This window comes from Heyndrickxia oleronia (assembly GCF_017809215.1).
In the GTDB taxonomy this organism is placed as follows: domain Bacteria; phylum Bacillota; class Bacilli; order Bacillales; family Bacillaceae_C; genus Heyndrickxia; species Heyndrickxia oleronia.
Genome location: NZ_CP065424.1, coordinates 830,001 through 842,421 on the forward strand (window position 1 = coordinate 830,001; position 12,421 = coordinate 842,421).

Sequence of the window (12,421 nt, forward strand, 5' to 3'; positions counted from 1 at the left end):
GGTCAAGCGGTTAAGACACCGCCCTTTCACGGCGGTAACACGGGTTCGAATCCCGTACGGGTCACCATTTTATATATTATACATATTGGAGGATTAGCTCAGCTGGGAGAGCACCTGCCTTACAAGCAGGGGGTCGGCGGTTCGATCCCGTCATCCTCCACCATATATAATGCCGGCCTAGCTCAATTGGTAGAGCACGACCGAATAAACGACTTTGAAATACATCAGCGTACGGCTTGAGCTGCTGCTTGAATAAGCAAACTGAAAGCTGGACGACCATAGCACCTAAACCTCTGTTAGGGGATAATATTTATAAATGCCGGCCTAGCTCAATTGGTAGAGCAACTGACTTGTAATCAGTAGGTTGGGGGTTCAAGTCCTCTGGCCGGCACCACTCAGGTCATTACGAGCCATTAGCTCAGTTGGTAGAGCACGATCGAGTACGCTACGAAGAGTAACATCAGCGTACCAATCGAGATACAGCTTGAATAATCTTGCTGAGATTGGGACGTCGTAGATGCATTTATATTTGAAGTACATGCTTACACTATTAATTATATTCATTACGAGCCATTAGCTCAGTTGGTAGAGCATCTGACTTTTAATCAGAGGGTCGAAGGTTCGAGTCCTTCATGGCTCATTTATATTCGCAAGGTTTTGAATTAACAAAGGTACTTTTTGCGGAAGTAGTTCAGTGGTAGAACACCACCTTGCCAAGGTGGGGGTCGCGGGTTCGAATCCCGTCTTCCGCTCCAAATACCCTTGCCGGGGTGGCGGAACTGGCAGACGCACAGGACTTAAAATCCTGCGGTAGGTGACTACCGTACCGGTTCGATTCCGGTCCTCGGCACTAGAAATTTTTACGAAGTAAAAGATTTAAGGATTTTTGCAAAGCAAAAGATCCTTCCATAAAATATCTTACGATATAATGTATGCGCCCGTAGCTCAATTGGATAGAGCGTTTGACTACGGATCAAAAGGTTAGGGGTTCGACTCCTCTCGGGCGCGCCATTTAAAACCAAACATTATATGGGGCCTTAGCTCAGCTGGGAGAGCGCCTGCTTTGCACGCAGGAGGTCAGCGGTTCGATCCCGCTAGGCTCCACTTTCGGAGGAATACCCAAGTCTGGCTGAAGGGATCGGTCTTGAAAACCGACAGGCGGGTTACACCGCGCGGGGGTTCGAATCCCTCTTCCTCCGCCATTAATATATATTAATAATAAATGGTCCGGTAGTTCAGTTGGTTAGAATGCCTGCCTGTCACGCAGGAGGTCGCGGGTTCGAGTCCCGTCCGGACCGCCATTTATATTAAAATAAAAGTTGATAAAGATGGCGAATATAAAATAATATATAGATAAAGATATAATATATGGCTCGGTAGCTCAGTCGGTAGAGCAATGGACTGAAAATCCATGTGTCGGCGGTTCGATTCCGTCCCGAGCCACCATTTTATGGCGGATGTGGCGAAGTGGTTAACGCATCGGATTGTGGTTCCGACATTCGTGGGTTCGATTCCCATCATCCGCCCCATTTTAATTACTATTTTTTGGGCTATAGCCAAGTGGTAAGGCAACGGACTTTGACTCCGTCACTCGTTGGTTCGAATCCAGCTAGCCCAGCCATCTTTTTAAGGCAGCATAGCCAAGTGGTAAGGCAGAGGTCTGCAAAACCTTTATCACCGGTTCAAATCCGGTTGCTGCCTCCAATAATAAAGATGCGGGTGTAGTTTAGTGGTAAAACTACAGCCTTCCAAGCTGTTGTCGTGAGTTCGATTCTCATCACCCGCTCCAAAAAATACATAAAGGGCCTATAGCTCAGCTGGTTAGAGCGCACGCCTGATAAGCGTGAGGTCGATGGTTCGAGTCCATTTAGGCCCACTATTTTTATATTTAAGTATTCCGCAGTAGCTCAGTGGTAGAGCTATCGGCTGTTAACCGATCGGTCGTAGGTTCGAATCCTACCTGCGGAGCCAATTTATGCGCCTTTAGCTCAGCAGGATAGAGCAACAGCCTTCTAAGCTGTGGGTCAGAGGTTCGAATCCTCTAAGGCGCGTATAGAAAGCTCATTCTTTAAAGAATGAGCTTTTTTTATTTTCTTCAATATGTTATTCCTATTCTCAGTATGAGTAAACAATCAGTTATTTAATGTACTGTTTTTCTTTAATGATGAGGTACTTCTGTATTTCTGTTCTATTTTGGTTGTCTACTTACAATTCTTTACTAGTTCAAATACTTTATAGTAAAAAAATTAACAAAATAAATTTCGGAATATTCAATTATATGATAGATTCAAATAAAGTGGAAATGGAGTGGAGGAGTATCTATGGAATTCGATGTTATTGTCGTTGGGGCTGGACTTTCAGGATTGGTGGCAACTGCAGAGATTGCAGATACGGGAAAAAAGGTCCTGCTACTTGATCAGGAACCAGAAGCATCATTTGGAGGGCAAGCTTGGTGGTCATTTGGAGGTCTATTTCTAGTTGATTCTCCTGAACAGCGAAGGCTAGGTATAAAGGATTCAAAAGAATTAGCATGGCAGGACTGGTTAGGTACGGCAGGCTTTGATCGCGAAGATGATGAGGATTATTGGGCTAGAAGATGGGCTGAAGCTTATGTGGAGTTTGCCTCTGGAGAGAAGCGTCAATGGTTATATAATATGGGTGTCCGTTTCTTTCCTGTTGTAGGCTGGGCAGAACGTGGTGGTTATTTAGCAGAAGGTCATGGAAATTCAGTCCCTCGTTTCCACATTGTATGGGGAACAGGACCAGGGATTGTTGCTCCATTTGAGAAAAGAGTTTTGGAGCATATTAGAAATGGAATGGTTGTGTATAAACCACGTCATCAAGTGGATCATTTAATTCAAGAAAGTGGTGTGATTAATGGTGCAAGCGGGTCGATTTTGGTCCCTAGCTCTGCAGCCCGTGGTGAGGCTAGTAGTAAGGAGGTTATTGGTACTTTTGAATATCGTAGTCAAGCGGTTTTAATTTCAAGTGGTGGGATAGGAGGGAATCATGATCTGGTTCGCAGGAATTGGCCGAGTCGTTTAGGTACTCCACCTAAGAAAATGCTTAGTGGCGTACCTGCACATGTGGATGGAAGGATGCTTGGTATTACTGAAAAGGCAGGAGGAAGATTGGTAAATCGAGATCGTATGTGGCACTATACTGAAGGAATAAAGAATTGGAATTCTGTGTGGAACAATCATGGGATTCGAATCCTTCCGGGTCCATCGTCCATTTGGTTGGATGCACGTGGACAGCGTTTCCCTACTCCAAATTTTCCGGGCTTTGATACATTAGGCACGCTTGAGACGATTCAAAAGACCGGTTATGATTATTCTTGGTTTATTTTAACGCAAAAAATTATCGAAAAGGAATTTGCACTTTCAGGCTCTGAGCAAAACCCCGATCTAACTGGAAAAAGTATTCGAAAAGTACTGAAAAGGGCATTACCGGGTGCTCCTGAACCCGTACAAGCTTTTATGGATAAAGGTGAAGATTTCATTATTGCTAATCGACTTGACGATTTAGTCAACGGAATGAATAAGTTGACCGGTGAAAACTTGCTGATACTAGAAGACATTGAGAGACAAATCATTGCACGTGACCGTGAAATAGAGAATACTTTCACGAAAGATCTTCAGATTACGGCGATCCGTGGTGCTAGGAATTATATTGGTGATAAATTAATTCGTGTAGCTCCACCACATAAACTGCTTGATCCAAAAAATGGACCACTTATAGCTGTCCGCTTACGAATTGTCAGCCGTAAAACCTTGGGAGGTTTACAGACAGACTTATCAGGTCGCGTGCTTAATTTAGAAGGGGATGCCATCCAAGGGCTATATGCAGCAGGAGAAGCCTCCGGTTTTGGCGGAGGTGGTGTTCATGGGTATCGTTCATTGGAAGGGACGTTCCTGGGAGGCTGTCTTTTTTCAGGAAGAATAGCTGGGAGAGCTATAGCGATGGATATTGACTAGATTCTTTATTAATGGATTATTGATTATGAGAAAGTTTCGCGGTGACACATAAATGAATTTGATTCATTCCTTAATTTTTTATAGATTTGGATAGTTTAAAGGAGATAAGAGCTCAGAAAAAGCTATTTAAGACTGCACTGAGAAGTATAGTAAAATAGGAAATAATGAGTAAGTAGCTGGATATTAAAATATGATTTTTAAAAGGGTTGTCTCATAAAAGAGGCAGCCCTTTTGCTGTAAAGAATCTACTATTTGCTAGATAGAGTATTTATAAGAGATAGAAAGTTCATTAGCAGGGGATCCAGAAATAGACTGAAAATTATTTTTTATTGGTAGAAAGATTTGTTATTTAACAATAGATAACACAAAAAATAGATTTTTAATAATATGATTTAATTTTCAAAAACATTTGACAATTAATAAGGATGTGTTTATTATTTTTTTATAAGACATCATATGACGTCTTAAAAATAACGGGGAGGTATCATCATGAAAACTGAACATGTAAACCAAATTGCGTCTGCAGTCAATGCAGTTAAAGCAACAGATGTAAAGAACTTTTATTTTGTAGCTTGTGGAGGATCTATGGCAGCCCTTGCAACAGGAGATTATTTCTTAAGTAGGGAGATTTCCGTTCCTAGTAAGGTTTACACGTCAAATGAATTTGTTCATATGAATCCGCGTGGTCTTGGAAAAGGAAGTGTGGTTATTCTTCGTTCTCATTCAGGAACAACACCGGAAACTGTTGCTGCAGCAAAATTTGCAAGGGAAAAGGGAGCCGTAACCATAGCTATTTCAATGGATGTAGAATCTCCTCTGTGTAAGGAAGCAGAGTATATTGTCCATTACAATTATAAAGATGGCTCTGATGTAATTGATGGTGAAACAGGTGTCTATTACAGTCTGATATTTGGAATTCTTAACGCGCTAACACCAAATGAAAAATATGAAAGATTATTAAGTCAATTAAAGAATCTTGAAAATCTTTTTGAAACGAATAAAAAACTAACATATGATAGAGCATTCAAATTCGGTAGTGAATATAAACGGGAGAAGCTCATCTATACGATTGGGAGCGGCGCTTATTATCACCAGGCCTATTCTTTTACTAGCTGCCTCTTAATGGAAATGCTTTGGATTCATTCGAATGCGATCCACTCAGGTGAATATTTCCATGGACCATTTGAGGCAACTGACTTTGATGTTCCGTTTTTGATTATTAAAGGAGAAGGCCCAACTCGACCTTTAGATGAAAGAGCTATAACATTCGCGCAAAAATTTAGTGATAAGGTGGAAGTTGTTGATATTACCGAATTAGACTATGCGGGTATAGATGAAGATCTTAAAGAGTATTTTGGTCCAGCAATTGCCGGGGCAGTTTTAAGACAGTATGCAGATGGTTTAGCTGAACATACAGGACATCCATTATCTGTAAGACGTTACATGTGGAAAATGGAATATTGATGTTTGTTTACTATCAACAATAGGTTGGCATGACTGATTCTAAAAAATTTTTTAGGAAGCAAAGGTTTTTCATGTGGATATAGTTCAGTTGTAAGTTTATCTAATCTACTATGTATCACTATCTAAATTGAACGCTCCATTAATTTCTTGATTAATATCAGAATAGTTAGAATAATAAGGAGTGAGATAGGTGAAAAAATTATTTGCTATAGTCACAATTATTCTTTTATTGACTTTAACAGCATGTTCCTCCTCCACTAGCAAAAAGGAAAATAGTTCATCAAAAGGTGATGTAGTGGAAATCAATTTTTTTCATAGATGGCCAAATGAGCCACGAAAATCTTTCTATGATCAAAAAGTCAAAGAATATATGAAAGCGCACCCAAATGTAAAAATTAAAGTAGATTCAGTATTAAATGATTCCTATAAAGAGAAAATAAGAGTACTTGTTTCTAATGATGATCTTCCGGATATATTCACATCTTGGTCAGATTCATTTGCTTTAAATCTCGTATCATCCGATCGAATTATGCCACTAAATGATATTTTAAGTGAGGACCAAGAATGGTCTGGGAAATTCATTGAGTCTCAATTTGCTGGTTTTACATTTGATGATGTAAAGTATGGTGTGCCATTTACTGTTGATGGAAAGGCTTTCTTCTATAATAAAGAAATTTTCAAAAAGCATAATATTCAAGTTCCAAAAACCTATAACGAATTTATCGATGTGCTTGATAAATTAAAGGCTGAGGGCTATGAAACACCATTAGTAGAAGGATTAACAAATGGATGGGCCATTTCTCATTACATGGGGACAATCTTTCAAAGGGTTCTGGATCCTGAAGTAATGGCAAAAGATTATAATGAAAAAACTGGTGAGTTTACCGACCCAGGCTATATAAAAGGATTGGAAATCTTTAAAGAGTTAACAAAATATATGGGAGATGTATCAACAGCCATTGACCATGAGGCAGCAAGAAATATGTTTGCCAGTGGCGAAGCTCCGATCGTTTATATGCAATTCGCTGAAATTAAAATGGTAGAGGATCAAAGTAAATTGGATTTTGGATTCTTCGACTTTCCTGCGGTTGAGGGTGGAAAAGGGGATCCAGGAGCACTTACGGGGGCGCCAGAAGGATGGATGCTAAGTAAGAACGCTCCAAAAGAAGCAATCGATTTCTTGAAGTTCTTAACTTCTGAAGAAACAGCACGTGAATTTACCAAAACAGATGGACAATTGAATGCAATAAACGGTGCTGTAGACGAGGAAAATACATCGCCAATTAGAATGGAAGCTTTTGAGATTGTTTCAAATGCTACTACTACCACTCCATGGTTTGATAATGCCGTTAATATCAAGATTGCAGATATTTTTATGAGAGGCGGCCAGTCATTAGCAAATGGTCAGATGACTCCTAAAGAAATTATGAAAGAAGTTCAAGCTGAAGCAAAGCGGTTGAAAAAATAGTTGTTAATCCCCTCCCTAAGATTCAGAAATTTTTTTTCCTGAGTCTTAGGGAATTTATAAAATCAGATTAATTTAGGAGGGGAGTAAATGTATAAAAGGAAGTTTAATATGATTCCTGTGCTGTTTTTGCTACCAAGTGTTATTTTTTTGCTTATATTTGTATACTTTCCATTAATACAGAATTTTTATAATAGCTTCTTTGACTTTTCTGTTTTCTCAAAAACGAAATCTTTTGTTGGCTTGGATCATTTTAAGGAGCTATTAACGGACAAGGTAGTAAGTGTTTCATTGTTAAATAACATCAAGTATATAATTATTTCTGTTATTTTACAGGTGGGCTTCGCTTTAGTATTGGCTTATATTCTAGAAGATAAGGTGTTTAGTAGATTTGCACCATTCTTTAGAGTTGTTTATTTCATCCCAGTGATGATTTCAATCTCAGTCATCGCTCTATTATTTGGTTTTGTTTATAATCCACAGATGGGAATTTTAAATAGTTTTCTGGAATTAATTGGTTTGGATAGCCTGGCTGAAGTATGGTTAGGTAATTCGACTACAGCCATTTATGCAGTCATTGCCATGTCACAATGGCAAAGTATTGGATTTATCACGATGTTATTTATCGTCTCGATCCAGAAGATTCCTAAGGATATGTATGAGGCTGCTGAAATTGATGGGGCAGGGAAGATTAGGAAGTTTTTTAGTATTACAGTACCTCAAGTAAGAGAGGCTATTTTTGTTAATACATTGATTACAATAACAGGATCAATGCTCGTTTTCAATGAACCTTATATTCTAACAAATGGTGGTCCAGGATTCAGTTCTATGACGATGTCTGTTCATATGTATCAGACAGGATTTGTGAAAGATAATATGGGCTATGCATCTACATTAGCGATTATTATTTTTATTCTGACAGCGGTGCTCGCACTGGTTCAAATACGAATATCCCGCACTGGAAAGGGTGATTAAAATTGGTGAAGCTCGAAAAATCATCTAGTAAAATTCGAAAATTTGGCCCTGGGGAATTTTTCGCCATGCTGATGTTGATCGCTTTTGCAATCACCATTCTTTATCCACTGATTTGGATGGTTATTTCTTCAATGAAAAGCTATGATGAGATATATAATGATGTATGGGGATTTCCAAGTACTTGGATTGTTGAAAACTACTCAATTGCTTGGTCAAAGGGAATCTCAAGTTATTTTATGAATAGTCTCATTGTCACTGGAACAACGATTATTGTTGTCTTGATTATTGGCTCCATGGCTGCATTTGCATTGGCAAGATATCGTACTAGACTCATTGACCTTGCACTTATTTTCATCATTGGCGGTATGATGATGAATCCACAGGTTGCATTAATCCCTTTATTTAACATCCTAAGTTCACTTGAATTAATTAATACAAGATGGGCATTAATACTCCCCTACATCGCGTATAGATTGCCACTTACTATCCTGTTGATTCGCGGTTACTTTTTAAGCATTCCCAAGGAGCTTGAAGAATCGGCTATTATTGATGGATGCTCCGAATTTGGTATATATAGGAGAATCTATCTACCAATGTCTCTACCAATCTTACTTACAACAGTAGTATTAACGGCTTTCTATGCATGGAATGAATTTTTATTTGCAACAATCTTTATTGATTCTGAAGCGTTGAAAACGATTCCTTCTGGATTAATGAACTTTAGAGATGCTTTACGGACAGATTGGGGTGTTCTCCTAGCTGGTATGGTCATTGCTTCGATCCCTATGGTTATACTTCTCATTTTTCTACAAAAATATTTGGTAAGAGGGTTATCTGAAGGATCTGTAAAAGGTTAAAAGAAAGGAAGATACGATGAAAATAATCACAATTGGAGATAATGTTGTAGATTGTTATTTAGATCAAGGAAAATACTACCCGGGAGGAAATTGTGTTAATGTTGCAGTAAACTGTAAGCGATCCGGTGCAGAGGAAGTAAGCTATATTGGGGTTTTTGCTACTGACGATAAAGCAGCACATTTAAAGAGCGTTCTGGAGCTAGAAGGTATCCCTTATCATCGGTCAAGGGTCGTTGAGGGAATAAGCGGTCAGCCACGTGTTAATCTAACTGAAGATGGTGATCGAGTATTTGTAGGTGGTCCTAAGGATACAGTCCAACATATCGTGAAGTTAAAACTAATCCCTGAGGACTATGAATATATTAAAGGGTTTGATGTTTGTCACACTAGTTGTTACTCATCTATAGAAGAAGAACTCCCAAGCCTATCAAACTATATTAAGGTGTCCTTTGATTTTTCAGATATTCATGATCGAGCTTATCTTGAAAGAGTATGTCCTTATATAACACACGGGTTTTTCTCAGGGGCACATTTAACTGATGATCAATTAGAAAAGTTAGTGGATGAGTTAGGAAAGTATAATCTGGAGACTATTGGAATTACTCGTGGCTCTAAGCCTGCCCTTTTTATTTATCAAGGTAATAGATACTATCAACAAGTATATCAAACAGAAATCGTTGATACGATGGGTGCTGGAGATAGTTTTATTGGTGGTTTTATGACAGCCTATTACAATCATCATAATATTTTAGATGCACTGGATTTTGCCGCTAAAAGTGCCAGCCAAACATGTGGATTTTATGGTGGGTTTGGATACCCGATGGATTTAGAATAGATTGGTCATTTATAGCCTATGCTCTATATGGTGTAGAGGCTATTTTTTTTGATATAGAGAGTATAATTGTATCTTTTGAACTATATTCGTTTACATGAAATGTTAAAATATTTACTATTTTAAGGTATAGTAATAGTAAGAAAATTTGTGAAGAGGTAACTTATGACTAAGGAAAAATCCGTTAAAGTAGATAGTCCTGTTTTTTTATATGATCAAGTAAAAATGGGTATTATGGAAATGATTCAAAAGGAAGAGCTGGTTTCCGGTCAGAAACTTCCTAGTGAAAAGGAATTAATTGAAACCTTTAATACAAGTAGAATTACAATTAGAAGAGCGCTAAAGGAACTTGAAAATGAAGGAATCATTGAAATTATTCATGGTAAAGGTACGTTTGTTAAAAGCTTCAAACAAAAAATTCATATTTTAAATTTACAAGGTTTTACCGATGGGTTATCAACGAGCGAAAGTAGTTTTACAAAAGAGGTATTAGTCAATCAAATTGAAATAGCTGACGAGAAGTTAATGGAATTATTTGAACGTGAGGAACCTTTTGAAGTTGTAAGGTTAGTTAGATTGATTAGAGATGGAAACCGTGCTTTTAGTATTGACTACGCTTACTTACCTTGTGATGTTTATCCTGGTATTTCTAAAAAAATTAAGGATAATGTCTCCACATTTAAAATTATTCACAATGATTATGGAATAATGTTTGGGAAGGCGAGGAAGGAAATGGAGGTTATTAATCCTTCACAAGAAATTAGCAAGTTCCTTGAGATTCCTAGAGTAGAACCCGTTATTCAAATCAAGAAATTAATTAAGGATAAGAAGGAAAAACCTGTGCATTACTCAGTGTACTATCTTTTGACAAATAAGGTGAACTTTTATATAGATGTTGATATTAATGATGAAATGCCTTTTTAAAACGTGTTCACTTTTGTATCGAAAAAAATGAACTTACACCTAAAGTTTTTTGAGACTGTTGGGGCAAGTCTTGCTGTCATTCATAGGATTGTTACATAATCTCCGTTGCCCCGTTTCCTCTTTTTGTTTTCTCCTACCCCATACCCTTGCATCAAAAAAGCTTTCTACATTTTTGACTAGCACTTATACTCAGCTTGCTTCTTTCTAATCTGCGTATATGAATTTGCATTATGGAATTGTAGAAGAACTGCCAGTCCTTTCTTCCTGTTTATTCTCGAAAAATGCTGAATGATGAATATATAATCGAATCTAGTAAAAGAAGATGAAAAGGTAGGGAATTAGACTATTATTCTTATAGTCTAATAAATATTAAAGAAAAATTTATTATTTTTTTCCTAGTTCATATGGAAGTGAATAACGATAAATAACGTGTTCCAATAAAAAAAAATAGCTAGTTATGTTGGATTTTAAAAGGATTTGTATAATTATTTTAATTTACAAAATATTTCGATATACGGATAATAAAACTAACTTTTTTGAAAGGGGAGGAACGAATTGAAAAGAAAATCAGTTGCATTCATTTTGGCAACGGGGCTAGTTTTATCTGGTGGTGCAGTTCATGCACAAACAACTGCTGCTAACCCAACTATTCAATATGAAGTGAAATTAGAGAATAAGCTATTAAAAAAAATAAGTGCAGATAATATGTACAATACCATTGCCCTTTTATCAAAGGAACCGAGAGAGGCAGGAACAGAAGGGGAGCTAAAGGCAGTCAAGTACATTGAAGGTCAATTCAAAAAACTTGGCTATCAAACAGAGATACAGCCGTTTCCAATCTATGATTACAATACCAAACATGTTTTTGTAAGCGTCGGGGATGCAAAAGTAAGTGAGAAGCCACATGCTTTTAGTGGTAGTGCGAGCGGAAAGGTGACAGCCACTCTAGTAAATGTGGGAAAAGCGAGTCCTGAAGAAATCGGGGATGTGAAAGGAAAGATTGCGTTAATTGAAAGAGGGGATTTATCTTTCGTAGAAAAGGTTAAAAATGTCTTGGATAAAGGTGCAGTCGGCGTCATTATGTACAATAGTGCTGCAGAGGGTAATAGTTTTGGACAAGTAGGTGAGGGGCAAACGATTCCTGCTGTGGCAATTACGAGAGAGGAGGGGCTGAAACTAGCCGAGCAATTAAAAGGAAAAGAGCTTTCAGCTACTATCGATGTAGATATCGAAAAAATTGAAAAGACCTCATATAATGTTATCGCAACGAAGAAAGCGAACTCAAAGAAAAATACTGGACAGATTTTAACGGTCGGTGCTCATCACGATTCTGTTCGTGGGGGACCGGGAGCAAATGATGATGCTTCTGGTGTATCAGCAGTCCTTGAATTAGCGAGAGTATTTGCAAAGGAAAAAACGGATACGGAGATTCGATTCCTTACTTTCGGTTCGGAAGAGCGGGGCCTTGTTGGTTCATCTTATTATGCAGCTTCCTTGCCGAAATCCGATGTAGATAAAATGGTTGCCCATTTCCAAATGGATATGATTGGTGCTCGTGATGCAGGAAAGGACAAGCCTTTTGGTGGATTAATCATGTATACAATCGATGGGAAGAAGAATCTAGTTACCGATTTAGGAGCGAACGCGAGTAAAAATCTTTTTAATGAAGTTCTCCCATATGGGCAGCTAGGTCGCAGTGATCATCAGCCATTCCATGAATTGGGAATCCCATCAGCATTATTTATTCATTCACCTGTTGAACCTTCCTATCACAAACCAACAGATACATTGGATAAAATTGATAAGAAGAAATTGCTTCAAGTAGCTAAAATTATTGGTACTTCTGTTTACCATATTGCTAGTCCGGACACTCCTGCCATTCTCAAATATCCTTTTGAGGATCGTCCAGTTGATTAAGCTATTTAGC

8 protein-coding genes and 18 tRNA genes (1 of these 26 running past the window's edge) are annotated in these 12,421 nt (G+C 38.1%); all 26 read left to right on the top strand.

Going from position 1 to position 12,421, the window contains the following annotated elements; translation table 11 throughout:
* A tRNA-Glu gene (locus I5818_RS04260) sits at window positions 1-67 on the top strand; it begins 8 nt to the left of the window's first position.
* Window positions 68-87: 20 nt separating this feature from the next.
* A tRNA-Val gene (locus I5818_RS04265) sits at window positions 88-163 on the top strand.
* Window positions 164-318: 155 nt separating this feature from the next.
* Window positions 319-394 (top strand) — tRNA-Thr (locus I5818_RS04270).
* Window positions 395-567: 173 nt separating this feature from the next.
* Window positions 568-640, top strand: a tRNA-Lys gene (locus I5818_RS04275).
* Between the two features lie 40 nt (window positions 641-680).
* Window positions 681-755: transfer RNA gene (locus I5818_RS04280), tRNA-Gly, on the top strand.
* A gap of 9 nt (window positions 756-764) precedes the next feature.
* Window positions 765-850 (top strand) — tRNA-Leu (locus I5818_RS04285).
* A gap of 84 nt (window positions 851-934) precedes the next feature.
* Window positions 935-1,011: transfer RNA gene (locus tag I5818_RS04290), tRNA-Arg, on the top strand.
* A 20-nt stretch (window positions 1,012-1,031) separates the two neighbouring features.
* A tRNA-Ala gene (locus I5818_RS04295) sits at window positions 1,032-1,104 on the top strand.
* 5 nt (window positions 1,105-1,109) lie between these two features.
* Window positions 1,110-1,202: transfer RNA gene (locus I5818_RS04300), tRNA-Ser, on the top strand.
* A 22-nt stretch (window positions 1,203-1,224) separates the two neighbouring features.
* Window positions 1,225-1,301: transfer RNA gene (locus I5818_RS04305), tRNA-Asp, on the top strand.
* Between the two features lie 69 nt (window positions 1,302-1,370).
* A tRNA-Phe gene (locus I5818_RS04310) sits at window positions 1,371-1,446 on the top strand.
* Between the two features lie 7 nt (window positions 1,447-1,453).
* Window positions 1,454-1,529: transfer RNA gene (locus tag I5818_RS04315), tRNA-His, on the top strand.
* A 17-nt stretch (window positions 1,530-1,546) separates the two neighbouring features.
* Window positions 1,547-1,621 (top strand) — tRNA-Gln (locus I5818_RS04320).
* Between the two features lie 9 nt (window positions 1,622-1,630).
* Window positions 1,631-1,704: transfer RNA gene (locus tag I5818_RS04325), tRNA-Cys, on the top strand.
* Between the two features lie 11 nt (window positions 1,705-1,715).
* Window positions 1,716-1,789 (top strand) — tRNA-Gly (locus I5818_RS04330).
* A 13-nt stretch (window positions 1,790-1,802) separates the two neighbouring features.
* A tRNA-Ile gene (locus I5818_RS04335) sits at window positions 1,803-1,876 on the top strand.
* 20 nt (window positions 1,877-1,896) lie between these two features.
* A tRNA-Asn gene (locus tag I5818_RS04340) sits at window positions 1,897-1,971 on the top strand.
* Between the two features lie 6 nt (window positions 1,972-1,977).
* Window positions 1,978-2,051, top strand: a tRNA-Arg gene (locus I5818_RS04345).
* A gap of 270 nt (window positions 2,052-2,321) precedes the next feature.
* Window positions 2,322-3,977 (top strand): FAD-binding dehydrogenase, encoded by a 1,656-nt coding sequence (locus I5818_RS04350; RefSeq protein ID WP_078109702.1) that lies wholly within the window; start codon window positions 2,322-2,324, stop codon window positions 3,975-3,977.
* A gap of 489 nt (window positions 3,978-4,466) precedes the next feature.
* The gene (locus tag I5818_RS04355) at window positions 4,467-5,441 is read left to right on the top strand and encodes an SIS domain-containing protein (protein WP_078109701.1); all 975 of its coding nucleotides are present in this window, start codon (window positions 4,467-4,469) and stop codon (window positions 5,439-5,441) included.
* 190 nt (window positions 5,442-5,631) lie between these two features.
* A complete protein-coding gene (locus tag I5818_RS04360) occupies window positions 5,632-6,909 on the top strand; it encodes an ABC transporter substrate-binding protein (RefSeq protein WP_071975299.1) in 1,278 nt (425 codons plus the stop codon).
* Between the two features lie 87 nt (window positions 6,910-6,996).
* On the top strand, window positions 6,997-7,881 hold the full coding sequence (locus I5818_RS04365) for a carbohydrate ABC transporter permease (protein WP_071975297.1): 885 nt from the start codon (window positions 6,997-6,999) through the stop codon (window positions 7,879-7,881).
* Window positions 7,882-7,883: 2 nt separating this feature from the next.
* Complete coding sequence (locus I5818_RS04370; protein ID WP_071975295.1) at window positions 7,884-8,738, top strand: carbohydrate ABC transporter permease; 855 nt, start codon at window positions 7,884-7,886, stop codon at window positions 8,736-8,738.
* A gap of 16 nt (window positions 8,739-8,754) precedes the next feature.
* Window positions 8,755-9,573, top strand: coding sequence for a PfkB family carbohydrate kinase (locus tag I5818_RS04375; protein ID WP_078109700.1), 819 nt, complete (start codon window positions 8,755-8,757; stop codon window positions 9,571-9,573).
* 162 nt (window positions 9,574-9,735) lie between these two features.
* Window positions 9,736-10,494: a GntR family transcriptional regulator gene (locus I5818_RS04380; RefSeq protein ID WP_078109699.1), complete on the top strand. Its 759-nt coding sequence runs from the start codon at window positions 9,736-9,738 to the stop codon at window positions 10,492-10,494.
* Window positions 10,495-11,049: 555 nt separating this feature from the next.
* Window positions 11,050-12,411, top strand: coding sequence for a M28 family peptidase (locus I5818_RS04385; protein WP_078110064.1), 1,362 nt, complete (start codon window positions 11,050-11,052; stop codon window positions 12,409-12,411).
* Window positions 12,412-12,421 lie beyond the last annotated feature (10 nt).

Coding starts and splice junctions, on each gene's coding strand:
- I5818_RS04350 (WP_078109702.1), top strand. CDS start 2,322: ATGGAATTCGATGTTATTGTCGTTGGGGCTGGACTTTCAGGATTGGTG.
- I5818_RS04355 (WP_078109701.1), top strand. CDS start 4,467: ATGAAAACTGAACATGTAAACCAAATTGCGTCTGCAGTCAATGCAGTT.
- I5818_RS04375 (WP_078109700.1), top strand. CDS start 8,755: ATGAAAATAATCACAATTGGAGATAATGTTGTAGATTGTTATTTAGAT.
- I5818_RS04380 (WP_078109699.1), top strand. CDS start 9,736: ATGACTAAGGAAAAATCCGTTAAAGTAGATAGTCCTGTTTTTTTATAT.
- I5818_RS04365 (WP_071975297.1), top strand. CDS start 6,997: ATGTATAAAAGGAAGTTTAATATGATTCCTGTGCTGTTTTTGCTACCA.